Source organism: Streptomyces sp. NPDC087906 (genome assembly GCF_055584925.1).
In genome coordinates this window covers 14630-40244 of sequence record NZ_JBVJLC010000004.1, presented here as the reverse complement: position 1 = coordinate 40244, position 25615 = coordinate 14630, and the positions used below count along the sequence as shown (strand labels likewise).

Here is a 25615-nt window from a genome sequence, read left to right as displayed (position 1 = left end):
CGCTTTCGTCTGGTCAGCCACCATCCTTGCCGGGTCCGGCGTGGGGGTCATTGACGATCAGCGCGCCGTCGTTGGACACGCGTGCTCCCGGGCTGTGCCCGAAGGTGGCCTTGAACAGCCGGCTGAAGTGCGCCGGGTCCGCGAAACCCCACGAGGCGGCCACCGCGGCGACCGTGGTGGTCCTGCGGGCCAGGTCCGCGCGGCACCGCTCCAGACGCCGCCGGCGGATCAGGGCGGCCACGGTCAGGGGCTGGTCCTGGAAGAGCTTGTGCAGCCGGCGCACCGACACATGATGTGCGGCGGCCACCTTGGCCGGGGTGAGATCCCGGTCGGACAGTCTTGCCTCGATGAAGCCGACCACTCTCGTGCGCAGTACGTCGTCGTCCACCGGGCGCACGTCACCCAGGCGAGACGCCAGCGTCACCGCGATCAGTTCGATCACCGCGGCCGCCGACCGGTCCGCCTCATGCGCGCGGAACCCGTCCACGCTCCGCGTCATGTCCCGGACGAGCGAAGACACCAGAGCCCCGGGGCCCCGGTCACCACGAATCCGTACGCCGACCAGACGCGCCGCGTCGTCCGCACCCAGCCGCAGCAGGTGCCGCGGCATCAGCATGGTCACGTGAGTGGTCGCGGAACTGGCGAACCGCACCGGCCGCACCGGGTCGAGGAGGACGAGGTCCGTGGGGCCCAGCACGGCGGTGCTGCCACCCTGTTCAGCACGCACATGCCCCCGGGTCACCACCTCGACCTGCCACAGCTCGCTGTCGCGTGCACGTGCGGAGCGGGCGTCGCGGAAGCACTCGCCCTCCGGCGTCACCAACTCGGTCAGACGCAAAGGGCCCAGGTTCCGACTCACCACGTCGGCCCGGAAGTCCCCGCCGGTAGGCCGGTCACCACGCAGCGGCGGCAGACCGCTGCGCTCCAGCCTCTCCAGAAAACCCTCGGCGCTTCCCGATCCGGCCCCGGCTCGCGCGACGCCGCTCAACCCCGCCCCATCACCGCCCATCACGACAGTGTTCCACCTCCACCACTGCCACGCTTCGGTCACCTGATCTGCTGGAGGTCCGCCGATCTTGTGCCTGATGACCTGGGGGGCACTCGTCGGCACTTGTTGTCCGGCAGTTTCTGACGGTCCTCGTGGTGGGCGTTCGTTCCTAAGCTGGTTGTGCCCGGTTTGCCGGGTGGCGAGTCGGCGGGGGAAGCGGAGGCGGTAGTGGCGTTCGTGGGCCGGGATGAGGAATGCGCCTTGCTGGAAGGGGCGTTGGAGGGGGTCGTCGCCGGTGTTCCGGCGGTCGTGCTTGTCGAGGGGCCGCCGGGGTGTGGCAAGACGGACCTGCTGGGGGAGTTGGCCGCGCGGGCGCGGCGCCGGGGTGCGCAGGTGGTGGGCGCCGTCGCTGGGCAGGGTGACGAGCGCCTGCGGAGCGACGTGGTGGGGCAGTTGACGGCCGCGCTGCGGGCCGCTTCGCCCGGCGGGGCGCCGCAGCGCGGACTCGTCGGTGCGGTACAGGCGGCTGCCGCGCGTCGCCCGCTCGTCCTGTGTGTCGATGACCTGCACACCGCCGACCGGTCCTCACTCGCCGAACTCTCGGCTTTGGCAGGCGTGTTGCGCGAGGTACCGGTTCTGCTGGCGGTGAGCATGACGCCCGGCGACGCCGGGGACGACCCGGTGACCAGCACGGAGTTTCTGCGCCACCCCGGGTTTGTCCGGATACGGGCGGCCCGGCTCACCGAGGCCGCCACGGCTGCGCTCTTCGCTCTGACGACCGGCCGGCCGGCTGATGACCGGCTCGCGGGGGAGCTGTACCGGCTCACCGGTGGCAGTCCGCTGCTCGTGAAGGCGCTGCTCAGCGAGTGTCCGCCGCCGGTGGACGGCGCCGGGGAATGGGCCGAGCCCGCCGCCTGGGGGCCGTTCGCCAGGGCCGCTCTGACCTGTCTGCGCCGGAGCGGGGCCGCGGCCCGTACGGCGGCTCTCGCCATGGCCGCCCTCGGCGAGGACGCCACCCCCGGACGGCTCGCCGCGCTCCTGGACGTCGCGCCGTCCACCGTACGGCGCCGCACGGCCGCGCCCGCGGCCTGCGGCATCACCGACGGCTGCCGGGTACGCCATCCGGGCCTGGCCCAGGTCGTCCTGGACGCGGCGGAACCCGGTGAGGTGGCGGCGCTGTACCGGCGTACCGCGCGCGTTCTGCACCGGACCGGCGGTACGGCGGCGACGGTGGTCCGGCACCTGCTGTCGGCCGGCGCCGCGGACGGGGACGGCTGGGCCGGACCTGTCCGCGACGGCTGGGCCGTCCCCGTACTCCGGGAGGCCGCAGGGCGCTTCCTCGTCGGCGACGACAGCGAACGGGCCGCCGACTGCCTGCGGCTGGCCGCCACCCTGGCCGAGGACGACGCGACCCGCTGGGAGACGGCCCTGCAACTGGCAGCGGTCACCTGGCGCACCGACCCGGCGGCGGCCGAGCGGCAACTCGCCGGCCCGCTGGCGGCGCTGCGCGAGGGCCGGCTCTCCGGCACGGCCGCGGGCGAACTGGCCAGGCTGCTGGTCGCGCAGGGCCGGGTCGAGGAAGGCGCGGAGAGCCTCGGCTATCTGGACCCGCGCGGGGCCGCGCCGCCCGAGGTGCCCGGCAACCGGGAGAACCCGTTGCGCGGGCTCCACGCCCTCGCCCCCGCCGAGACGACGGCGACGCCGCTGCACACCTCGTCCGCGCTGTGGACGCATCCGGTGGGCGACTCGGCCGGCCACGCCGAGGAGATCCTCCAGCACACCCCACTGACCCCGCTCACCTTCGACCCGCTGGTGCAGGCCGTACGGACGCTGGTGCACACCGCCCACCCCGAAGCAGCGGCGGTCCGCTGCGGCAAGCTCAGAGCGGAGGCGGCCCGGCTGGAAGCGCCCGGCTGGGAGGCCGTGTTCGGGCTGCTCCACGCGGAGACTCTGCTGCGGCTGGGTGAACTGGCCGGTGCGGAAAGGGAGGCGGCGTCGGTGAGTGCGGTGCTGGGCGGCCGCGGCGGGCTGCTGCTGTTCGCCCCTGCCGCTCTCAGAAGCATGGCCCTCACCGAGATGGGCCGGTACGAGGAGGCAGCACGATGCCTCGAACCACCCTTCGCCGGGGGGCTGTCCTCCAGCGTGCACGCCCTCGCCCAGTTGCGGGCGCGCGGGCACTACTACCGGGCCACCTGCCGCCACGACGCCGCCCTCGGTGAGTTCCTGCACGCGGGCAGGCTGGCCCGCAGATGGGGCCTCGACCGCCCGCAGCAGGTGCCGTGGCGCACGGACGCGGCGCAGGCGCTGCTCGCGCTGGGTGACGTGCGGCGCGCCGAGAAGCTGGTCGTGGAGCAACTGGCCCTGCCCGACTCGCGGAACCCGCGCGTCAGGGGCGTGTCCCTGCGGCTGCGTGCGGCGACGGTGGAGCTGAACCGCAGGCCCAAGCTGCTCGCCCAGGCGGCGGACGAACTCCGCCGATCGGGGGACCGCCTGGAACTCGCCCGCGCGCTGGCCGACTTGGGCCGCTCGCTGCAGATGACGGGCGAGGGCGGCCGGGCCGGTGCGCTCACCCGGCGGGCCTGGCTGCTCGCCGCCGAGTGCGGCGCCGCCCCGCTGTGCGAGTCGATCCTGCCCGGCCAGTCCCCGGTGGCTGAACCACCCCGGCCGAGGCAGGAGCGCGAGACGGCGCCCGCGCAGGCCGACCCGCTGAGCGAAGCGGAGCGCCGGGTGGCGTCACTCGCGGCGTACGGATACACCAACCGCGAGATCTCGGCGCGGCTGTACGTCGCGACGAGCACGGTCGAGCAGCACCTCACCCGCGCCTACCGCAAGCTGCACATCACACGCCGTCAGGACCTGCCGCTGGGACTGGAGTTCGGCGACCATCCCGGAACCGGGGACGCGATCGCGGCGGACCGGCCCCCGGTGCTGTCCGAACAAGGGCCCCCGGTGCTGTCCGAACAAGCGCCCCCGGTGCTGTCCGAACAAGCGCCCCGGGAGGGCGTGCTCAGCGTCCCGCCGCGCCCGTGACCGCGCCCACTCCCGTCGAGGCTCGCATGCGCCATACGCCCGGCCTGACCTCCGCCCGGTCCCTGCGTACGGCGTCCATGCCCAACTGCCGCAGCCAGCGCTGCGCGTAGGACTCAAGGCGTCGGTCACCCAGGGCCAGAGCCAGCACGCGGCACTCTTCGAAGTGCCGCAGGGCCGCGGCCTCGCCCTCCGTCTCCAACGTCAGCAGGGCCAGCAGGCGCTCCGCCTCCCACCGGCCGCGCGGGCCGCCGGACGTCTCGTTCAGGGCGAGGGTGACGAGTTCGGCCGCCTCGCGGACCGCGCCGGCGTCCAGGCTTAGATCCGCCAGGCCCACGAGGGCCCGGCTGCGCTCCTGGTCACCGGCGGCGCCTGCCGGGGCGGCGCGCAGTGCGCCGCGGTAGTGGTCGGCGGCCTCGGGCAGCCGGCGGCGCTGCCATGCGAGGTCCCCGAGGGAGCGCAGCAGCCGCGCTTCGGCGGCGTGGTCCGCCAGGCACCGAGCCCCGTCCAGGGCGGGGAGGTGGCTCTGCTCCCAGATGTCCCAGGCGGCCAGGGTCTCCACGAACCCGCTCATGCTCTCCGTGAGGCGTACGGCGTGCCGCCACAGTCCGGCCTCGTGCGCCTTCGTCACCGCCTCGACGAGCGTACGGCGCCGCTGTGTGAACCACTCGGGCGGCTGTGGCCGCGCTGCCCGGTGCGCCGTCTCCGCCTCGTCGGCCAGCGCCTCGCAGAGGCCGGCGACGGCGAGCCGTGCCACGTCGGCCGGTTCCTCGCGCGCCAGGCGTTCGGCCGCCAGCAGCCGGAACAGCCCGTGGAAGCGGTACGGCCCGACGCCGGCCACCGGCGCCCGCTCGGCGTCCAGCAGCCCCGCGTCGACCAGCGAGTCCAGCGCCCGTTCCGCCGCCTGACGTCCGGTGCCGAGTACGGCCGCGGCCCGCGCGGGCCCGAACGGCCCGGCCGGCAGCGTCCCCAGCAGCCGGAAGGTGAGCCGGTCGGCCTCCGTCGCCGCCTGGTAGACGGCGCGCAGCTCCGCGTGGCAGGACGGATCGCCGGCGCTCAGTTCGGACAGCCGGGTGCGCTCGTCGGCGAACCGGGCCGCGAGTTCTTCCTCGGTCCGGTGCGGACGCGCCGCCAGCAGGGCGCCCGCCGCCCGGACGGCGGACGGCAGATGTCCGCACAGCTCGGTGATCTCGTGCTGGGAGCGTACGTCGTCGCTGTGCCGGCGTCCCGACACGGCGGCCAGCAAGTCGCGCGCGTCGGCGGGGGAGAGGACGCCCAGAGGGATGACAGGGCCGCCGAGCCCCGCCTGGATCCGCCGCCCCGTGACCAGGGCCACGCAGTCGGGTGCCGCCGTGAGCAGGGCCCCCGCCTGCGCCGTCGATACGGCTCCGTCCACGATGAGCAGCATCCGCCTCCCGGCGAACAACGGCCGCAGGAGCGCGGTGAGTTCACCGACGGATCCCGGCAGTGGCCCGGTCGCACCACACTGCCGCAGCAGAACGGTCAGGGCCTGCGCGGGGCCGGCCGGCTCGGCGTGCGCCTCGGCCCCGTACGAGTCGAGGGGGACGACCACCCGGCCCTCGGGGAAGTCGGCCGCCAGATGTCGCGCGGCGGCCAGCGCCAGCGCGGTCTTCCCGACGCCCGCCGGCCCGGTGACACCGACGCGGCCACCGGGTGCGGCCGACCGTACGAGGGCCGTCAGCTCGTCGAGCACCGCTCGGCGCCCGGTGAACAGCCCATCGGGTGAGGGCAGTCGGGCAGCCGAAGGCAGTCGCAGGGGTGGCTGCGTCGACAGTCCCGCCGGGCCGGACGTACCGCCGGGGGCGGGGGCCGGTGCGCCGGCAGCCCTGACCGGTCCGGCAGGTGTCGCGGGGCGGAGCAGACCGAGGTCACCGGCCAGGATGCGGCCGTGCAACTCCCGCACGGGCCGCCCGGGTTCCACGGCGAGTTCGTCCGCCAGGGTGCGGCGCAGCCCGGCGAAGACGCGCAGCGCGTCCGCCTGCCGTCCCGAGCGGTACAGGGCGACCATCAGATGGGCGTGGAACTCCTCGCGCATGGGGAACTCGGCGACGACCGACTGGAGTTCGCCGATCAGCACCCGGTGCCTGCCGAGTCGCAGGTCGGCGCGCATCCGCTGTTCCAGCGCCGCGGTGCGCGCCTCGGTGAGGCGGACGTCCATGCCGGCGAGCAGGGCGCCGTGCGGGGTGTCGGACAGCAGCGGCCCGCGCCACAGGGCCAGCGCCCGGCGCTGGATGTCGGCGACGGCCGCGTGGTCCCGCCGCTCCACGGCCTCGTGCGCCAGGGTCTGGGACCGTTCGAAGACGCTGAGGTCCAGATCGCCGGGGTCCACCCGCAGCACGTAGCCGGGGGGCCGGGTGAGCAGTGCTTCGCGGCCGTGCTCGGGGTCGGCCTCGTGGAGCATCTTGCGGAGCTGCGAGATGTACACCTGCAGGGTGGTCGTCGCGGTCCGCGGCGGCGCCTCGTCCCACAGTTCGTCGATCAGGGCGTCCACCGACACCACGTCGCCCGCCCGCATGAGCAGAGTGGCGAGCACCACGCGGATCTTCGCGGCGCGCGGCGTCAGGACGTGTGCCTGCGCCTCTCCCACGCCTGCTCGCACTTCCAACGGACCCAGCACACGAAATCGCATGTGTTCCCCCGTTCGTTTCGTCCATGCGACGTGCCACCGGGGCCCAACATCCCCCGTGTGGCGCTGTGTTCGAACGATCAGTCTCACTGTAGGGATCTGCCACCCCCTGAAGCCGGACAGCCATCCCCCTGTTCCGGTGCCGCCGTCCCGCTCGCGCACCGCTCCAAGGCGGGCTTTAGCCGCGGCCGGGAGGATGTGGTGACGGCGCCGACGCGGCGCTGAGTACCGGTCCCGGAGAGCCGGCGCTCAGCTACGGGCCGGCCCTCGCCCCGCCGAACGGTTCAGTGGTCCTCGGCGACGGTGGTGACCGCTTCGAGAACCGTGCGCCCCGCCTGGGTGAGGGTGAGGGTGACCGGGGCGAGCGGACGGCCCCCGGAGTCCTGCCCCAGGGGCCCGGAGACCGTGGCGCAGCGCATGGGGATGCCGGACTCCGCGTAGCCCCGGAAGTTGACCTGGAGGGAAGCGAGGGTGCTGCGCGCTGGCGCAAGGCCGTACGTCCGTCCGGCGGCCAGCAGCGATGCCTGGCGCAGCGCTTCGAGCAGCAGCAGCGGCGGGACGTGGCCCGCGCCGGCCGGGGTCGGGCGGCGCCAGCGCGGCGGCAGGACGACAGCGCTGGAGATCCGGCCGTTGGCCGGTGCCGAGGGGGCACGCAGCAGTACGTTCTCCGGGTCGGCGCGGCCCACCTCCGCGGGGTCGACCCGGGCCTCCGGTACCCCGGAGTGCCGGGGGGTTGCCGGGGCGGGCACGGTCGCGGGGCTCAACTCCCGCTGGGTGCGGCGCGGTACGGGCGCCAGGAAGACCAGGTTCGCCGAGACCGTGCCGCACAGGACGTCGTCTATCCGCAGGGTGCCGCGGAACTCCAGCGCCCGGGGCACCCGGTCGATGATCTTGTCGGGGCGGATGGCGAGGGTGGCCAGCAGCCGGCCCGGCCCCGAAGCGGTGCGCCACGGGGCGAGGTCGGAGAGGGCGATGGCGTACCGGTAGAAGATGCCGGTCCGGTCGCTCGGCACCCCGAAGTGGCACGGGCCGAGCAGCTCTCCGACGTCGCGGATCACCTCCGCCGTGGCCTGGAGGTCGTGGAAGACCCCTGGCCCGTCGTTCAACATCACGTCGTCGAAGGGCAGTTCGCCGCTGAACAGGAACTCCTCCTCGGCCGGGGAGGAGGCCGAGGAGGAAAAGGGAGTGCGCCCGTCCCAGGGGCTGGGCCGATGGACGAGATGCCGGGTGGCCGCGCCCGAGGGCGTGTTGTCGACCGAGGCGAACACCATGCCGGCTCCTGTCGTTCACGCCCCTGGCGGGGCACCGTGCCACCAGGGTGCCGGGCCGCCGTGCGGCGGGCCAGGCAGCCCTGGTGGCCACTTGCTGCACGTCAGCAATTGGTGGGTTCGCGGTTGCCGGGCTCCGGCCACTCCTCGGCCTGTTCGTCCATCATCCTGGCCAGGGCCGCGTTGACCCCGGCCTGGAAGCGGCTGGTGGACTCCAACTCCTCCATGATCTGGGAGATATGGCGCCGGCAGGTGCGGACCGACATCCCCAGCCGCCGGGCGACCATCTCGTCCTTGTGTCCTTGCGACATCAGCCTGATGATCGACCGTTTCAGGTTGTCGGTGACGGAAGAGTGCTGGTCGGCGCCCGACTCGAAGACGGTGCCGCTGTCCCACAGATGGTCGTAGACCTTGCACAGGAAGGCGACCAGGGTGGGCTCACGCACGACGACGGCGCCCGGTGCGCGGCACTCGATGTTCTGCTCGGGCAGGAACACGATCTCGCGGTTGTAGATGATCATTCGGTCGATCAACTGGTCCGTCGTGCGCACCTTGGCGCCCTCCGCGGAGACCTCCCGCACATAGCCCGCGGTCATCAGATCGCTGCGGATGGTGTGCTGGTAGAGATGGCGGATCCGGACCCCCCGGCGCAGGAGCGCCAGGGTCACCGGGCGCGCCCGGGACATCATGTTCGCCGAGCGGGATCCGCCGGGCTGGGCCGTGAGCATCTCCGTACAGTGGTCGGCCCACTCGTCGATCATGGACTGCACCACCCCGACGTCGCTGATCACGTCGAAGCCCTCGGTCTTGTTGCGTCTCTTGCGGCCCTCGAAGTACAGGGGCATCAGAGCAAGGATCCGGGTACGGACGTCCGTCACCGACTGCTGCATCTCGCGTATGTGGGACTCGGCCGGACCGAGCAGATCGGCCACGGCCGCGTCCGGACTGATGGGCACCAGGACGTCCGGCTCACCCGGCATCGGGTGCAGGAGACGCAGTCTCAGCAGCGTTTCCTCGATGCGGGTCGCTTCGTCCAGGGACATGTCTAACGTCTCGGCGATCTTGCTCCGCACATAGCTACCGAGCAGAACCGATTGCCGATAGGCGTCGGCGCTGGTGTCGTCCAGCTCCGTCAGACTTTTCCCAAAAGCACTGCTCTCGGGCATCAACATGTTTCCCTTCCCCCGAAGTGGAACTTTATGCCAGGCAACTTTACGTCATCGGGAATGCCTTGGGCTAGTTCCATTCAGTGGGCAAGGTGTTCCCCGTCGCACCACATAACTGCTGACTTGGGAGTCACGATGGGCGGTATTGGTTCGAAGCACGGAGCGGCCGCGATTCTGGCCGGGGTCGCGCTTTGGTTCGCGGTAGGGGCCGCGGCGGGCGAGGCGTCGGCGTTCGAGGCGGGGGCGGGGACCCAAGCGGTCCCGGCCGCCTCCACCTCAAGGACGATCATGGGCCCGGAGGACAACGGGTGGGGATTCACCAGGTTCTGACGCGGTCCCACGTGTGAGTGCACAGGCAGGTGGCCCGTCCACTGGGGGTGGACGGGCCATCCGCCCTGCGGGCGGCCACGCACCTTTAGTGTCGTCCAAGCGGGGCCGGGCATGCTGCGGGCAGGTCCCGCCCCCAGGATCCCCCGCCGACCGGGAGGGGCCTCACGCCCCGCCCCGGAATCCCAAGTCCGGCGGCGGGGCTGCCCCGTCGGGCCGTGCCGCGGTGATCATCGGGACGGTGTCGTCGTATGGGCCGGCCGTGCGGGATTCGGCAATGCGGATCCCGATTGTCCGCCGTGCCGATTTTGCATGGACCGGCACGCCGATACCTTGTCCGTGGTACGGGAAGGCATACGCCCAGCGCGGCGTCGCGTGAATTGACCGTCGCTCTCGGAAGTGGGCACCGGTGGGCCAACACATTCGGCCAACGCCACCGCCGAATTCGTTCCGGTGCAATGCGGTGCGCCACGGGAAGCGGGCCCGGCGGGTGGACAAGCCGAAATCCGAGCGCTGGCGGGGGCTCCGGCCGGTAGCGGAGAGTGACGCGTGGTCGGGTGCCCGCGGCGGCGCCGCGCCGACACGGGTAATCAGCCACTACCCACGCGGTGACGCCCTCCCTCCGCGCGCCGCCGCTCCCACCGCGCCGGGTCCGTGGCGGGCATGGCAACACGCCATGTAGCACGGTGTGTTCGAGCCGAAGCGCACAGCAGGTGCGGCCGCCGGGAATGGGCCCTTCGCGGTGCGTCGCCGCTGCTCGTTCCAGCCAATCACCTGACGTCCTTCTTCCTTTTCCCGGCAGAGGGCGGTCGGTGAAGGGGGTCCTGGACCGGACGGCGATATCGAGAACCGAATACGGGAGTAAGGCGCGACGGCAATGAGCTTGCCGGGACATGGTGTGATCTGAGTAACGAACGGTCCGGCCAGGCGCGTGGTCGACTAACCCGCGAGCGACCGCATTCGGGAATCCCGCGTACCGCTTCGCCGGCCGGCCCGCCGGCCCTCGTGCGAGGCCCGTCACGCGAGGCGCGCCGGCGAGGGCTCCGGCAGCAGCGGCACGGCACCGTGCTCCGGTGTCAGCAGCCGCACCGGAGCGCCGTCCGTCCGGGCCAGCACCTCGCCGACCAGGGCCGCGTGCGCGCCCCGCCGGTGCCCACGCAGCGAAGCGAGTACCTGTCCGGTGTCCTCGGGCCTGACCAGCAGGCACAGACACCCCTCGCTCGACGCGTGCACCGGTGAGATCCCGACCGCGTCAAGGACGAGCCGCGCCTCGTACTGGACCGGCAACACACCTTCCTCCAGCCGCAGTTCGAGCCCGCTCTCGTTCGCGAACGCGTGCAGCGCCGAAGCGAGTCCGCCCCGGCTGACATGCCGCGCAGCGCGTACGGCGCCGGGCGGCGCCCCGGCGCGGGCCAGTGCCAGCAGACCGGCGAGCGGGGCGCAGTCGTCCTGGACGATGCTCTCGTAACCGAGCCCGTCCCTGGTCGACAGCAGATGCGCCCCGTGCCCACCGAGCCTGCCGCTCAGCACGATCCGGTCACCCGGACGGGCACCGGTGGCACTCAGCGGGGCGCCGCACAGCACTCCCACTCCGGTGGCCTGGACATACACCTGATCGGTCTCGCCCGCTCTGACGACCCGCGCGTCGACCGCCAGGACCCGGACACCGGCGTCCGAGGCCGCCGCGCGCACCGACCGGGCCAGCCGGCGCAGCCGGTGCAGCGGCAGGCCGGCCTCGATGACGGCGGACAGGGTGATGCCGAGCGGCGTGGCGCCGGTGGCCGCCAGCTCGTTGACGACCGAGCAGACCGCCAGATGCCCCGCGTCACCGCTGCCGTAGAACGGTGGGTCCACCACGTAGGAGCCGGTCACCAGGGCGGGCCGGCCGCCGTCGGGCAGCGGGCCGAGATCGCCGAGCACATCGGCGAGCTCGTCCCGCAGGAGCTGCGAAAGGGCCGCACCCGGCGGCGAACCGTAGTCGTCGTCGAGGGACACCTGACCGGCGTTCGTGTCGGGTGGTATCCGCACAGTGGCCCTCCCTCGGTCGGCGGAGTCCCGGGACGAACCGGGCTCGTCGGCTCAGCTTGCCCACCCCCCGAGAACGTGCCAAGGCCCCTTCGGCGAAGACAAGTTGCACGGCAACTTGTCTTCGATACGACGGCTCGGGCCGCTTTAGCCGCACGCAGGGACACCGACCCACCATCGGCGCAGGCAGAGCCCACACCACCCGAGGAAGGCGGCAGTCACATGATCGAGAACCAGGCGCGCCGTCCGGTGGGCGTCACGGTCCGGGTGCCCGCCAAGGTCAATCTCCACCTCGGTGTGGGCGCGGCGGGAGCTGACGGTTTCCACGAACTGGCCACCGTCTTCCAGGCGGTGTCCCTCTACGACACGGTGACGGCGACACCGGACGACGAACTGCGGATCACCGTCTCGGGGCAGGACGCCGGCCGGGTGCCGCTCGGAGCCGGGAACCTGGCCGCGGTGGCGGCGCTGCGCGTCGCGCGCCGCCTCGGTGTGCGGCCCGCCGTCCACCTCCACCTCACCAAACGGATCCCGGTGGCGGGCGGGATGGCAGGCGGCAGCGCCGACGCCGCCGCCGCGCTGCTGGCCTGCGCGGCCCTGTGGGACGCGGATTTCGAGCCCGGCCGCACCCCTGACTGGCTGGCGGAGACCGCGGCCGCAATCGGCAGCGATGTGCCGTTCGCCCTGCTGGGCGGCACAGCGCTGGGTACCGGACGCGGCGAACGGCTCACCCCCGTACCCGCCGCCGGCTCCTTCTCCTGGGTGTTCGCTGTGGCCCACAGCGGCCTGGGCACCCCCGAGGTCTTCGCCGAGCACGACCGGCTGCACGACCGGCTGGGTGGCCGGCAGCTCCCGGCGCCGCCCGCCGCCGGGCTGTACGCCGCACTCGCCGCAGGCGATCCCGGGCGGCTGGCCGGCCATCTCCGCAACGACCTGCACCGCGCCGCGCTGAGCCTGCGCCCGGACCTGGCGGCGACGCTGCGCGCCGGACACGAGGCGGGCGCGCTCGGCGCGCTGCTCAGCGGCTCGGGCCCGACCTGCGCCTTCCTTGCGAAGGACGCGACAGCGGCGGGAGAGCTGGCCGCCGCGCTCACCGCGTCAGGCAACTGCCGCGCCGTACACATCGCCCACGGTCCGGTCGGCGGTGCCGCGCTCGTGCCGGCCGACGGCGATCCGGGCCAGGGCCGTCAACTCATCAGTGAAGGAGCAGCGTGAACACAGTGGCAGCGCCGGTGCCGACCGGTGGGCGTGCGGACCCGGGGGTGCCGTTCTTCTCCCAGGTGGCCTCGTTCGAGACGTTGTGGCCCACGATCGCCGGCCATGTCGACGACGTACTGGAGCGGGGGAAGTACTCCCACGGCCGCAAGGTCATGGAGTTCGAGCGTGCCATCGCCGGCTACACCGGCGCCCGGCACGCGATCGCGGTGAACAGCGGTACCGACGCGCTGATCCTGCTGCTGCGGGCGGCGGGCGTACGGCGCGGGGACGAGGTCGCCGTACCGGCGTTCACCTTCGCCGCCACCGCGACGGCCGTCGCCTCGATCGGCGCGGTACCGGTATTCACCGACGTGGAACCCGACACCTACGCCATGGACCCCGCCTCCCTCGCGCAGGTCCTCACCGACAGGACCCGCGCCGTCATGCCCGCCCACCTCTTCACGCAGACCGCCGACCTGGACGCCATCGCCGAGGTCGCCCGCAACCACGGGATCACCCTGCTGGAGGACAGCGCCGAAGCCATCGGGATGCGCTGGAACGGCACCCACGCCGGACTGCTCGGCAAGGGCGGCGTGCTGTCCTTCTTCCCCACCAAGACACTCGGCGCGCTCGGCGACGCCGGCATGATCATCACCGACGACGACGAGGTCGCCGAGCAGGCCGGCATCCTGCGCCACCACGGCCGGATGGGCAAGACCATCGACCACATCGCCGGCATCTCCAACCTGTCGGGCGCCTCCGGCACCAACAGCAAGATGGACGACCTCCAAGCGGCCGTGCTGATGGCCAAACTGGGCCGTCTCGACGCGGACATCGCCACCCGCGCTCGGCTCGCCGAGCGGTACACCGAGCGGCTCGACGGCCTCCCCGGCATCCTGCGCCTCCCGCGCCCGGTGGTCCGCGCCGTCCCCACCGACTCCGTCTTCTACGTGTACGAGATCGAGGTCGAGCGGCGCGACGAGCTGGTCAGCCATCTGACCTCGCGCGGCATCGGCACCGAGACGTACTACCCGACTCCGCTGCACCTCCAGCCCTGCTTCGCCGGACTGGGCCACCGGCGCGGTGACTTCCCCGTGGCGGAGGCCGCCTGCGAACGGGCCGTCGCGCTGCCCTTCCATCCCGACCTGACCGACCGGGACATGTCCCGGGTGACCGACGCCATCAGCGAGTTCTTCACCGGGAGGCTGTCGTGAGGACCCTGCCCTTCTTCCCCCAGGACCTCTTCGAGGCGGACCGGGACGCGCTGCTCAAAGCGATGTTCGAGGTGGGCACCGACCCGGAACAGCGCTTCATCCTCGGACGCCGCACGGCGGAGTTCGAGGACCGGATCAGGGAGGCGACCGGGGCCGGCGACGTGGCGGCGTGCGGCAGCGGTACCGGCGCCCTCGAACTCTGCGTGGGGGCCCTGGACATCGGCCCTGGCGACGAGGTGATCGTGCCCGCGTTCTGCTGCCAGCCGGTGGCGAGCGCGGTGGTCAACGCGGGCGCCACCCCGGTCTTCGCCGATGTCGATCCCTGGACGATGGTCATGGACCCGGCCGCCATGGAGAGCCTGATCAGCGAGCGCACCCGTGCCGTGATGCCGGCCCATCTGTTCTCGATCATGGCCGACATGCCCCGGATCAACGCCATCGCCGAGCGGCACGGACTGCCCGTCATCGAGGACGCGGCCGTCGCACAGGGCGCGGTACTCGACGGTGTGCCGGCCGGCCGCTGGGGCACGCTCGGCGTCTTCTCGTTCTTCCAGGTCAAGGCGCTCGGCACGGCGGGCGAGGGCGGGGTTGTGCTCACCGACGATCCCGAACTCGCCACCGCCGTAAGGATGCTGCGCAACCACGGCCAGGACGGCGTGCACCGCTTCCTGCACCACCGGATCGGCCGCAACAGCAGGTTCGACGAGATCATCGCCGCGTTCCAGTTGCACCGGCTCCCCACCTTCGAGGACCGGCTGGAGCGCCGCGCGCAGATCGCCGACTACTACACGGAACGGTTCCAGGGGCTGGTGGAGCGGGGCGTCAAGGCACCGCCCGCCGGCCGCAACGGCCGCTGCTACTACGTCTACTCACTGCAGGTGGAGCGCCGCGAGGACCTGCGCGCGTACCTCACGGAGCACAGCGTCGGCACGCACATCTACTACCCGGTGCCCCTGCCGCTGCAGCCCGCCTTCGCGGAGCACGCCCCGGCGGGCGCCGACTGGCCGCACGCCCGGTGGGCCAGCAGGTCCAATCTCGCCATCCCGATCTGGCCGCACCTGAGCGACGCCGAGGTCGAGCACATCGCCGACACCGTCTGCGACTTCTTCGCCTGAGCCCACGGAGGAACCCGGCACCATGACCACCACAGCGCACGACCCCCGCACAGAGGGGTCCACCACGCGGGACTACGTCTTCGACCCGCTGTGGGACAAGGAGACGGAGCGGCTGCGTACCAACGAGGCCATCTGGGACCCGGGCACGTTCGAGCGCTTCGAGCGGATCGGTGTCGCCCCGGGCTGGCACTGCCTGGAACTGGGCGCCGGCTCCGGCTCGGCGGCCCGCAGACTCGCCCAACTGACCGGCCCCGAAGGGCGGGTGGTCGCCGCCGACCTGGAGACCGGCAGGCTCACCGGAGCCGACGCGGCGGGAGTCGAGGTGTGGCGCTTCGACCTGCGGGAGGACGAGCTGCCGCAGGAGGGCTTCGACCTGATACACGCCCGGATGCTGCTGCAGCACCTGCCGGACCGCGCCGAACTGCTCGGCCGGATGGTGGGCGCGCTGCGTCCCGGCGGCACGCTCTTCCTTGAGGACACCGACTCCTCGACCCTCTTCCGCAGCGCGGCGTCACCGGACTTCCTCCAGGACGTACGCGCCGCCGGATACGGGCTGATGCGGGAGGCCGGTCACGATCCCATCGGCGGCCACCAGGACCTGGCTCTCGCGCTCGGCAGCGGTCTCCAGGACGTCAGCGCCGAGGGGCGCGTCGTCATGGTCCGCGGCGGTTCCCGGCAGGCCAGGCACTACCAGCTCTGGCTGGAGTTCATGGCGCCCAGGATCGTCGCCGCCGGACTCGTCACCCAGGAGCGTATCGACGAGGCGGTCAGGGAGATGGGCGACCCGGCGTACCACTGGCTGAGCCAGGTCCAGATATCCACCACCGGCCGCAAGCCGCGCACCGACTGACGGCGGGGGCGAACGCGATGACCGGGACGATCGAGACACCGAGGAAGGCTCCCTCGCCACGCGCCTACGCGCGGCTGGCGAAGCTGTCGTTCTTCGACTACTACCTGGCCACCCTCGTGGTCTGGACGATGCTGGAGCCGGACCTCCGGCGCGACCCGCGCGTCCTGGTGACCCTGGTCGTCGTCACACTCGGCTGGATCGGGGTGTGCGGGGCCTCCGTCGCCTTCGACGACGTCACCGGCTTCCGGGACGGCAGTGACCGTGTCAACTACGACCCGGACCAGCGGCAGTTGCGCAATCTCGAACGCAAGCCGCTGCTCAACGGGGACTTGACGGTACGTCAGGCGCTGCGCTGCGGTTACGCGCTGCTGGCCGCCGGTGCCGTCGCGCTGGCCGTCACGTTCCTCGTCGCCCCGCACCGGCCGGGATGGGCACTGTGGCTCACCCCGCTGATGGTGGCGATCGCCGTCCAGTACTCGTACGGACTGCGGCTGAGCTACCACGGCGGCCAGGAGCTGGCGCTGTTCATCCCCACCGCACTGGTGGTCTTCATCCCCTACGGACTGACCCACGGCGACGTGACCGGGATGGTGGTCCTGGAGACCTACCTGGCCGGCCTGTGGAGCCTGCTGGTGTCCGTCTACTCCAACATCAACGACCGGGCGGGCGACCTCGCCGTCGGCCGCCGGAACCTGGCGACCGTGCTCAGCCCGCGCGCCTGCCGCACGGTGATCGTGCTGCTCAGCCTGACCGAGCCGGCGGCCGTGCTGTGGGCCTGCGCCGCCCACGCCGTGCCCTGGTGGTTCCTGGTCCTGCTCGTCCCCCTGCTGGTGACCCGTGGCCGTCAGGTCGTGGCCGGAGTGGTCCGCGGGGAGCTGCTGGTGGCCCGCAAGCTCGGCGGCCGGGCGCACCGCCTGGGGGTCGTCCTGCTGCTCGCCGCCAATCTGCTCGCCGTCCGCTGAACCGACCCCCTGGAAGACAAGGCTGGGCATGAAGAAGAACCGGAGTACCAAGAATCTCGGAGCGCTGTTCGAGGCGTATGCCGGGGCGACCGCGCCGACGTACCACCTCGACCGTCCCTTCGACATCGCACCCGACGGCGGCAGGCAGTACGACGTGGCCGCGCTGGCCGCGCTGGTGGCCGACATGTCGGGCCGGCTGCACGCGGCCGGAGTGCGCCGCGGCGACCGGGTCGCCATCGTCAAGGAGAACCACCACGACGTCGTCCTGCTGGCCGCAGCCGCCGCCCGGATCGGCGCGCTGCCGGCCATGATCTCGGACACCAACCCGCCCGCGGTGCTGGCCGCCATGTTCGCCCGCCTGGAGCCGCGGGTGCTGGTCGCGTCGGACGCGGTGCTGGCGGCGGCGGTCGCCGCCGGGGTCACCCTCACCGGGAAGGACACCCGCGTCCTGGCCGTGGGCGGCCGGGCCGAGGTGCCCGGCAGCACACCGCTCGGCGAACTCGGTGGCGCCACCGTCCCGCCGATGGATCTGCGCGGCAACGACGAGCCGATGATCTGCACCCACACCTCGGGCACCACCGGGGTCCCCAAGCTCGTGGTGCACTCCCCGAACACCCTCATCGGGGTGCTGACCAAGCTGGAGACCATGCCCATCCCGGGGCTCGCCGTCCGACCGGACGACGTCTTCGCCTCCAGCATCGCCTTCGCCCACGGCCGGGCCATCACCTGGACCTTCGCCCAGCTCGCCAGGCCGCCCAAGAAGGTCCTGGTACTGGCCGACGCGGACCCGGAGACCGCGGCGGCGCATCTGTCGGAGCATCGGCCGACGATCCTGGAGACCTGCCCCAACATCTACCAGCGCTGGGAGCCGCTGACCGTTTCGCACCCCGAGGCGTTCCGGCGGGTGCGCGCCTACCTCAACACCTTCGACGCCATCCACCCCCGGACCGTCGCCAAGTTCATGGAGGCGAGCGAGCAGCGCCGCCCGGTGTGGGGGCAGGTGTGGGGGCAGAGCGAGACGGGCCCCGTCGCGATGGCCGTCTACTCACGCGCCCGTATCCGCAAGAACACGGGCGCCCTCGACCCGGTCACCAACACCGTCGGCCGCCCCGTGCCGTTCGTCACCCGGGTACGGGTGGTGGACCCCGAGACCCGCGAGCCGGTGGCGGCGGGGAAGCAGGGCGTGGTTCTCGTCCGCACCAAGGGCCGCTGCCTCACCTACCTCGGTGAGGACGACCGCCACGACGAGAAGAACTGGGACGGCTGGTGGAACACCGGCGACCTGGGTGTCCGGTCCCGCACCGGCAGCCTGCGCATCGTCGACCGCGAGGTCGACCTGATCCCCGGCGCCAGCTCCATCGAGCTCGAGTCGATCCTGCTCGAACGCATCGAGCGCGCCACCGAGGTGATCGTGCTGGGCAACCCCGGCGGTCTCCCCGTCCCGGTCGTCAGCCTCGCCTCAGGCGAACTCACCGAAGAGCAGTGGCGCACGGCGGCCGCCGGCCTCCCGGACCTGGCACCGCCGCATGTCATCGCCTGGGAGGACTTCCCGCGGACCGGTACCTGGAAGGTCCGCCGCTTCGACCTCCGCGAGCGCGTGCTCCAGTCCCAGGCCACCTTCGGCACCGGCCGCTGGACCTGACTGGACCTGAACAGACCCACTCAACGGCCATCACAGGAACGGACTGGACGATGCCAAAGATCGTCATCATGGGACAGGGCTATGTCGGCCTTCCCCTGGCCATGCTCGCCGCCGAGGCGGGCCATACGGTCGTCGGCTATGACATCAGCGAGGAGCGCATCAAGCGGCTCGCCGCCGCTGAGTCGTTCGTCGAGGACGTTTCGCCGGAGCGGCTCGCGGCCGCGCTCGACGCGGGGACCTACCGCCCGACCACCGAGGAGCGGCAGGTCGGCGGGTTCGACGTCGCCGTCATCAGTGTGCCGACGCCACTGCGCGAGGGCATACCCGATCTGAGCCACATCGAGTCGGCGGCCCGCACCCTCGGCCGGTATCTGCGCGAGGGCGCCACCGTCATCCTCGAATCCACCACCTACCCCGGGACCACCGAAGAGCTGGTCGCCCCGCTCCTTGAGGAGTACTCGGGCCTGGTCGCAGGTACGGACTTCCAGCTCGGCTACAGCCCCGAGCGGATCGACCCCGGCAACAGGACCTGGACGCTGGAGCGCACCCCGAAGGTGGTCTCCGGGGTGGACGAGCGCTCACTGGACGCGGTGAACGCCTTCTACTCCTCACTGATCGAGAAGACGGTCCCCGTCGGGTCCACCAAGGTCGCCGAGCTGACCAAGCTCGTGGAGAACACCTTCCGGCACGTCAACATCGCGCTCGTCAACGAGCTGGCGATGTACGCCCACACCCTCGGCATCGACGTCTGGGAGGCGATCGACGCCGCGTCCAGCAAGCCGTTCGGCTTCATGCGGTTCACCCCGGGACCGGGGGTCGGCGGGCACTGCCTGCCGGTGGACCCGGTGTATCTCTCCTGGCAGGTGGAGCGGAAGGTCGGGCGGCTGTTCCGGTTCGTCGAGCTGGCCAACCACATCAACGACCACATGCCCGGATACGTCGTGCAGCGGCTCATCCACGGCTTCAACGAGCGCGGCCGGGCGCTCAAGGACGCACGGGTGCTCCTGCTCGGCCTCGCCTACAAGCCCGACACCGGCGACGCCCGCGAGTCGCCGTCGGCCCGGGTGGTGGACGGGCTGCTGAGCATGGGCGCCGTGGTCCGCGCCGTCGACCCGCATGTCGTCGAGGACGCCACGGTCGACCAGCGGCTGTCCAGGGTCGAGCTGACCGAGAAGGAGCTGACCGACGCCGACGCCGTCGTCCTGCTCACCGACCACGCCGCCTTCGACTACGAACTGGTCGCACAGCACGCCTCGTACGTCCTCGACTGCCGGCGGCGGCTGCCCGCGGGCCCTGCGGTCGAACACCTGTGAGCGGCGACAGGCGGCGGGTCCTGGTCACCGGGGCGTCCGGCTTCGTCGGCGGCGCCGTCAGCCGCAGACTGCTGGCGGCGGGCCGCGAGGTGACGGCGCTGGTGCGCGACTCGCACTCGGCGGCCGCCACGGCGCTGTCGGCCGCCGGGGCCCGGGTGCGCGGCTGCGACATGCTCGAACCGGCCGGCTACGTACCGCTGGTGGCCGAGTCGGACGCCGTGGTGCACGCGGCGCAACTGCGCGTGCCCGGCCGGCTCACCGCCGGCCGGGTGGCGCGGATGCGCGCGGCCGACCTGACGATGACCGGCGCGCTCGCCGACGCCTGCCGCCGGCACGGCCGCAGGCTGCTCCACACCGGAGGCGCCTTCGTCTACGGGGACCACGGGGACCGGTGGATCACCGAGTCCACCCCGCACACCCCGTCGCCGTTGGGCGCCGGCCATGCCGCCTCCGCGGCGCTCGTCCGCGCGGCGGGCGAACGCGGCCTGGACGCGGTGGAGTTGTACGCGGGATTCGTCTACGGGCCCGGCGGCAACTTCAAGCAGGCGTTCCTCGACCAGATTCCCTCCGGCCGGCTCCGCCACCCGGGCGGCGGGCACAACCACTGGAGCTGTATCCACCTCGACGACCTGGCCGACGGATATCTGGCGGCGCTCGACCACGCCCCGGCGCGCGGCGCGTACAACCTCGTGGACGACGAACCGCTGCCGCTCGCCGGCCTCACCCGGCACCTCGCCCGTCTCAGCGGTGTGCGAAAGGTCTCGGGTGTCCCCGAGCCGCTGGTCGCGCTCGCCCTGGGGCGGGCCGTCGCCCGGTCGCTCACCACGTCCTACCGGGTCTCCAACCGCCGGGCCCGTACCGAGCTCGGCTGGAGCCCCGCCCATCCCACGGTGGCCGACGGCCTGCCCTCGGTGCTGGCGGCTCTCGCCGGGACCGACGCCGGCGCGTCCGCGCGGGCCACCACGCACCCAGGAGCCACCACGCACCCAGGAGGGCGAGACAGATGAACCTGAACGCGGGTTCCGCACAGCCGGGAGACGGCGAAGGACACGCTGTCGTGATCGGGGCGAGCGTTGCGGGGCTGACAGCGGCCGCCGCCCTGGCCCGCCACGTGCGGCACGTGACGGTCGTCGAGCGCGACCGGCTGCCACGCGGCCCGCGCTGGCGTCGCGGCGTCGCCCAGTCCCGGCACGCGCACAACCTGATGTCCGCCGGACACCAGGGACTTGAGCGGCTGTTCCCCGGTGTGGGCCGGGAACTGCTGGCGTCCGGGATGGTGTCCGTACGGATGCCCGAGGACATGCTCATGCTGGGTCCCGGCGGCTGGATGCCACGCTTCGAGAGCGGCCTCACGATGATGACCGGTTGCCGGGACGTCATCGACTCCGTGCTGCGGACCAGGCTGCACGCCGACCCCAGGGTCACGTTCCTGGAGGAGCACGAGGTACTCGGACTCCGGGCCGGCCGCAACGACACGGTCACCGGTGTCTGGGTGCGCGGCAAGGACCCGGCGGGCGCCGGGGGCTGGGGCGAGAAGCGCCTGCTGGAGTCGTCCTTCGTGGTGGACGCCTCGGGCCGCAACTCCAGGGCGCCCCACTGGCTGGACGAACTCGGCTACGGCAAGCCCAAGGAGAGCGTGGTGGACGCCAAGACGGCGTACGCCAGCGTCGTGCTCGCCCCACCGGTCGGCCATGTCGCCGACTGGACCTGCATGTTGCTGCTCGCCACACCCGACAACCCGCGCCAGGGCATCCTCAACCCCATCGAGGGCGGCAAGTGGATGGTGTCGGTGTCGACGAGCGGCGGGGAGCGGCCCCCCACCGACCACGCCGGCTTCCTCGAACTGGCCCTCGGTCTGCGCGACCCGGTGCTTCACGAGGCGATCAGGGACGCCACCCCGCTGGGTCCCGTGCACAACTCGGGCCGCACCGAGAACCGCTGGCGCCACTACGAGAAAATGCGCAGGTGGCCCGACCAGTTCCTGGTCATGGGCGACGCGATGGCGGCCTTCAACCCCTCGTACGGACAAGGCATGTCCGTCGCCGTCAGCTCGGCGCTGCTCCTCGACGCGATGCTGGAGAGCCACGGCACCACCGTCGGCATCAGCTACCGGCTGCGCCGGGCCCTGGCCAAACAGAGCCGCACCGCATGGCAGTTGGCCACCGCGGTCGACCTGCACTACCCGTGGGCCGCCGAGCCGAGCCCGCCCGACCTGGTCACCCGGATCGGCCAGCGCTACGTAGACCGCGTCGCCGCCGCCGCGCCCACGAACGAGTCGGCGGCCCGCGTGCTGCTCGAACTCGCCCAGCTCACCGCCTCCCCCAACGCGGTCTTCCGGCCGGGGGTGCTGGCCGCCGCGCTGCTCGGTCCGCGCGGCCCGCAGCCCGCCGGACCGCCGAGCACCACCCACGGACCGGGCGCCCGGCGCCGGCGCAAGGCCCCCGCGCAGGCCGCGATACCGCCGGGCGGCCCGGCCGCTCCCCGGCCGGCCGGGTCACCCGCCGACTGGATTCCCTACCCGACGTCGTCCGCAGCCCTCGAAGAACCCCCGTCCGGCGCCGTGGCGCGTCCGGCCAACGGCCAGTCAAGGAGCACCTCATGACCACTGCCACCACCGACGTCACCGCCGAGGACCTCGTCTTCAGCGTGCGGCCCGCCGCCGAACCGGACACGGAATGGCTGATCCACGGCCGGCTGCTGATCCCCGAGCAGGGCGCCCGCACCGTCCAGGTGCTGCTGGCCGGGCTGACCTACGACCGGCGCTACTGGACCGTCCCCGGCAGCTACGACTACTCGGCGCACATGCTGCGGGCCGGCCACGCCGTGCTGCTCCTGGACCGGCTCGGCACCGGTGCGAGCAGCCGCCCCGAAGCCGAACGCGTCGATGTGGACAGCAACGTCGAAGTGATCCACCACGTCGTCCAGCAGCTCCGCTCCGGCACCCCGGACGGTCACTCGTTCGACACCGTCGTCAGCGTCGGCCATTCCTTCGGCTCGGGTCTCGCCATCGTCGAGGCGGCGCGCCACGCCGACGTGGACGCGCTCGTCGTGACGGGGATGCTGCACACCACGGCCCCGCTCTACGACGAGGTCATCACCTTCTTCCACCCCGCGTCCCAGGACCCGGTCATCGCTGACCCCGCACTGCCGAAGTGGTACATGACGCAGCGCCCCGGGCTGCGCTCCCGGATGCTCGAACACGCCGAAGGGATCGACCCCGAGCTGTCGCGGTTCAACGAGCAGATCAAGGCCACCGCCACCCTCGGCGAGGGCGAGAGCCTGCCGCAGACCTACCTGCCCGAGTACTCGCGCGCCGTCAAGGTCCCGGTGCTGCTGGTCGTCGGTGAGCACGACGCGCTGTTCAGCAGCGCGGACGTCGGCTTCGCCGCCCGCAGCGAGGCCGTGCACGACTTCGAGAAGGACTTCTACGCGCCGGAGGCGGAGCTGGAGACCCACGTCATCGCGGGCACCGGCCACTCACTCAATCTCCACCGCACGGCTCCCGACTGGTACGCGATCGCGGAGCACTGGCTGGATCGCAAGCTCACCGGCTCCGTGTGACGCCGGAACCGACACAACACACCAGGGAGAGAGCAATGCTGGACAAGCTGACCCGCCTCACACTGCGGTCACCACGAAAAGTCCTCATCTGGGCGCTGGTGGTGATCTTCTGCGCCGCCGGGGCCGCCGGCGGCCTGCAGAAGCGGCTCACCGCCGGTGGTTACGAGTCCCCGGGCACCGAGTCGTACAAGGCCGCCGCCGTCCTGGACAAGACCTTCAAGCAGGGCGAGCCCAACCTCGTCCTCGTGGTCAAGGACTCCCGCGGGGTGGACGACGCGGCGGTGCAGGCGGCCGGGGCCGAACTGACCAAGAAGATCGCGGCGGAAGGTGACGTCACCAACGTGACGTCGTACTGGTCGGCCGGGCACCCCGCGGCCCTGCGCAGCACCTCGGGATCGCAGGCGCTCGTGCTCGGCCGGATCACCGGCGACTTCGACCAGGTCATCGACCGGGTCAAGGCACTGGACCAGAAGTACACCGGCACGGTGGACAGCCTCCAGGTCAGGACCGGCGGCTCCGCCATGATGTGGCTGGAGAACACCAGCCAGTCGACCAAGGACGCCACCAAGGCCGAGAGCATGGTCTTCCCCCTCGTGGCCGTGGTCCTGATCATCATCTTCGGCAGTGCGCTGGTCGCGCTGCTGCCCCTGGCCGTCGCGGTGACGGCGATGCTCCTGTCGATGGGGGCGCTGTTCGTCATCACCTTCTTCGGCGACACCTCCAACGTGGTCGTCAACACCACCACGTTCCTGGGGATCGGGCTCGGCATCGACTACTGCCTGCTGGTCGTGACCCGGTACCGGGAGGAGTTGCGCCGCGGCCACGAGATCAACGAGGCCATCGCCGTCACGATGCGTACGGCAGGCCGTACGGTGCTGTTCTCCGCCCTCACCGTGGCCGTGGCCTTCCTCGGTCTGCTGGTCCTGCCGTTCACCATGCTGAGGTCGCTCGCCGTGGGGTGCATGACCACCGCCGTGCTGGCCGCGCTCGCCACCCTGGTCATCAGTCCGCTCATGCTCAAGTGGATCGGCCCGCGTTTCGACAAGTGGCAGCTTTTCCGGCGCAGGACCGAGCGGGCCGACGGCGACGGCGGGTTCTGGCACAGTTGGTCCACGGCCATCATGCGGCGTCCGATCCCGGTGATCGTGGCCGTGCTCGCCGCCGCGATCGTCCTCGGCCTGCCCGCGGCGAACATGAAGCTGCGGCTGCCCGACGAGAGCGTGCTGCACACCGACGCCAAGTCCGCGCAGGTCGCCAGGGTCCTCAAGGCCGACTTCGACACCCGTGAGCAGCAGGCCCTTCAGGTCATCGCTGAGCACAGCGGCGACCCGGCGGCCAAGTCCGACGCCATCACCACGTACGCCGAGCGGCTGTCCGGACTGCCGGGCGTCACCCGGGTGGACGCGCTCACCGGCAGTTACGCCGACGGCGCCCGGGTCGCGCCGGCCGGACCTGGCAGCGCCAAGTTCGCCACTGCGGACGCCACGTACCTCTCGGTGGTGCCCAGTGTGGATCCGTACTCCAAGGCGGGCGAGAAGCTCGTCAAGGATGTGCGCGGCGCCGAGGCCCCCTTCCCGGTGCGGGTGGCCGGGCAGGCCGCCGTCAGCGTGGACACCTTCGACGCGCTGTGGAACCGGCTGCCGCTCGCTGCGGGCATCCTCTTCGTCGGCATGTACATCCTGCTGTTCCTGCTCACCGGCAGTGTGCTGCTGCCGATCAAGACCATGATCCTGACCGGGCTCAGCCTCACCGCCACCTTCGGCGCGCTCGTCTTCGTCTTCCAGGAAGGCCATCTGCGCGGTCTGGTGGGCGACTTCATCGTCACCGGCGGCATCACCTGGACGGTGCCGGTGATGGCCTTCGGCATGGCGTTCGCCCTGTCGATGGACTACGAGGTGTTCATGATCTCCCGGATCAAGGAGGAGTACGACCGGCTCGGCGACAACGAACAGGCGGTGGCCTTCGGCCTGGAACGGGTCGGCAAGGTCGTGACCTACGCGGCGCTGCTGCTGTCGCTCGTCTTCCTGGTGCTGCTCACCTCCGGCATCAGCTACATGAAGGCGCTCGGGCTCGGCATGGCGCTGGCGATCCTCATGGACGCCACCCTCATCCGCGGCGCCCTGCTGCCCGCGCTGATGAAACTGCTGGGACGCGCCAACTGGTGGGCCCCGGCGCCGCTGCGCAGGCTGCACAACCGTTTCGGTATCAACGAGGGCGGCGAAGCGGCACCGTCCGCCGCCGCTCCCGCCGAGCCGGCCCCCGCGGCCTCCGGCCGCTGAGGCGAGGGCGTCCCGGCACCCGCCCGCCGCCCGG

General features: G+C 72.1%; 17 protein-coding genes. 12 read left to right on the top strand and 5 right to left on the bottom strand.

Annotation, left to right across the window (positions count from 1 at the left end; all coding sequences use genetic code 11):
• Positions 1-13: 13 nt before the first annotated feature.
• Positions 14-1009, bottom strand: coding sequence for a helix-turn-helix domain-containing protein (locus tag ACZ63I_RS13790; RefSeq protein WP_469338443.1), 996 nt, complete (start codon positions 1007-1009; stop codon positions 14-16).
• Between the two features lie 159 nt (positions 1010-1168).
• Between ACZ63I_RS13790 and ACZ63I_RS13785 the strand changes: the two genes are divergently transcribed.
• A complete protein-coding gene (locus ACZ63I_RS13785; protein ID WP_469338442.1) occupies positions 1169-4018 on the top strand; it encodes a helix-turn-helix transcriptional regulator in 2850 nt (949 codons plus the stop codon).
• Here ACZ63I_RS13785 and ACZ63I_RS13780 read toward each other — a convergent pair.
• The 4 genes from ACZ63I_RS13780 to ACZ63I_RS13765 form a co-directional block, all read right to left on the bottom strand.
• The gene (locus tag ACZ63I_RS13780) at positions 3996-6623 is read right to left on the bottom strand and encodes an AfsR/SARP family transcriptional regulator (protein WP_469338440.1); all 2628 of its coding nucleotides are present in this window, start codon (positions 6621-6623) and stop codon (positions 3996-3998) included. The two genes, ACZ63I_RS13785 and ACZ63I_RS13780, sit on opposite strands and share 23 nt — an antisense overlap.
• Before the next feature lie 323 nt (positions 6624-6946).
• Positions 6947-7933 (bottom strand): AfsA-related hotdog domain-containing protein, encoded by a 987-nt coding sequence (locus tag ACZ63I_RS13775; protein ID WP_469338439.1) that lies wholly within the window; start codon positions 7931-7933, stop codon positions 6947-6949.
• 101 nt (positions 7934-8034) lie between these two features.
• A complete protein-coding gene (locus ACZ63I_RS13770) occupies positions 8035-9096 on the bottom strand; it encodes a helix-turn-helix transcriptional regulator (protein WP_469338437.1) in 1062 nt (353 codons plus the stop codon).
• A 1344-nt stretch (positions 9097-10440) separates the two neighbouring features.
• On the bottom strand, positions 10441-11451 hold the full coding sequence (locus ACZ63I_RS13765; RefSeq protein WP_469338436.1) for an AIR synthase-related protein: 1011 nt from the start codon (positions 11449-11451) through the stop codon (positions 10441-10443).
• 219 nt (positions 11452-11670) lie between these two features.
• Between ACZ63I_RS13765 and ACZ63I_RS13760 the strand changes: the two genes are divergently transcribed.
• Genes ACZ63I_RS13760 through ACZ63I_RS13710 form a run of 11 tightly spaced genes read left to right on the top strand, consistent with a single transcriptional unit; the run spans position 11671 to position 25581 of the window.
• Positions 11671-12663: a 4-(cytidine 5'-diphospho)-2-C-methyl-D-erythritol kinase gene (locus ACZ63I_RS13760; protein ID WP_469338434.1), complete on the top strand. Its 993-nt coding sequence runs from the start codon at positions 11671-11673 to the stop codon at positions 12661-12663.
• Positions 12660-13859: a DegT/DnrJ/EryC1/StrS family aminotransferase gene (locus ACZ63I_RS13755; RefSeq protein WP_469338433.1), complete on the top strand. Its 1200-nt coding sequence runs from the start codon at positions 12660-12662 to the stop codon at positions 13857-13859. Before ACZ63I_RS13760 ends, ACZ63I_RS13755 begins: the two co-directional genes overlap by 4 nt.
• On the top strand, positions 13856-14974 hold the full coding sequence (locus ACZ63I_RS13750; protein WP_469338432.1) for a DegT/DnrJ/EryC1/StrS family aminotransferase: 1119 nt from the start codon (positions 13856-13858) through the stop codon (positions 14972-14974). Before ACZ63I_RS13755 ends, ACZ63I_RS13750 begins: the two co-directional genes overlap by 4 nt.
• Before the next feature lie 22 nt (positions 14975-14996).
• A complete protein-coding gene (locus tag ACZ63I_RS13745) occupies positions 14997-15824 on the top strand; it encodes a class I SAM-dependent methyltransferase (protein ID WP_469338430.1) in 828 nt (275 codons plus the stop codon).
• 17 nt (positions 15825-15841) lie between these two features.
• Positions 15842-16786: a UbiA family prenyltransferase gene (locus ACZ63I_RS13740; RefSeq protein ID WP_469338429.1), complete on the top strand. Its 945-nt coding sequence runs from the start codon at positions 15842-15844 to the stop codon at positions 16784-16786.
• Positions 16787-16814: 28 nt separating this feature from the next.
• Entirely contained in the window at positions 16815-18428 is a 1614-nt protein-coding gene (locus ACZ63I_RS13735) for a class I adenylate-forming enzyme family protein (protein WP_469338427.1), read from the top strand.
• A 50-nt stretch (positions 18429-18478) separates the two neighbouring features.
• Positions 18479-19741, top strand: coding sequence for a nucleotide sugar dehydrogenase (locus ACZ63I_RS13730; RefSeq protein ID WP_469338425.1), 1263 nt, complete (start codon positions 18479-18481; stop codon positions 19739-19741).
• Positions 19738-20748, top strand: coding sequence for an NAD-dependent epimerase/dehydratase family protein (locus ACZ63I_RS13725; protein ID WP_469338424.1), 1011 nt, complete (start codon positions 19738-19740; stop codon positions 20746-20748). Before ACZ63I_RS13730 ends, ACZ63I_RS13725 begins: the two co-directional genes overlap by 4 nt.
• Positions 20745-22343: an FAD-dependent monooxygenase gene (locus ACZ63I_RS13720; protein ID WP_469338422.1), complete on the top strand. Its 1599-nt coding sequence runs from the start codon at positions 20745-20747 to the stop codon at positions 22341-22343. Before ACZ63I_RS13725 ends, ACZ63I_RS13720 begins: the two co-directional genes overlap by 4 nt.
• Positions 22340-23302: an alpha/beta hydrolase gene (locus ACZ63I_RS13715; RefSeq protein ID WP_469338421.1), complete on the top strand. Its 963-nt coding sequence runs from the start codon at positions 22340-22342 to the stop codon at positions 23300-23302. Before ACZ63I_RS13720 ends, ACZ63I_RS13715 begins: the two co-directional genes overlap by 4 nt.
• Positions 23303-23337: 35 nt before the next feature.
• Positions 23338-25581, top strand: coding sequence for an MMPL family transporter (locus ACZ63I_RS13710; RefSeq protein ID WP_469338419.1), 2244 nt, complete (start codon positions 23338-23340; stop codon positions 25579-25581).
• Positions 25582-25615 lie beyond the last annotated feature (34 nt).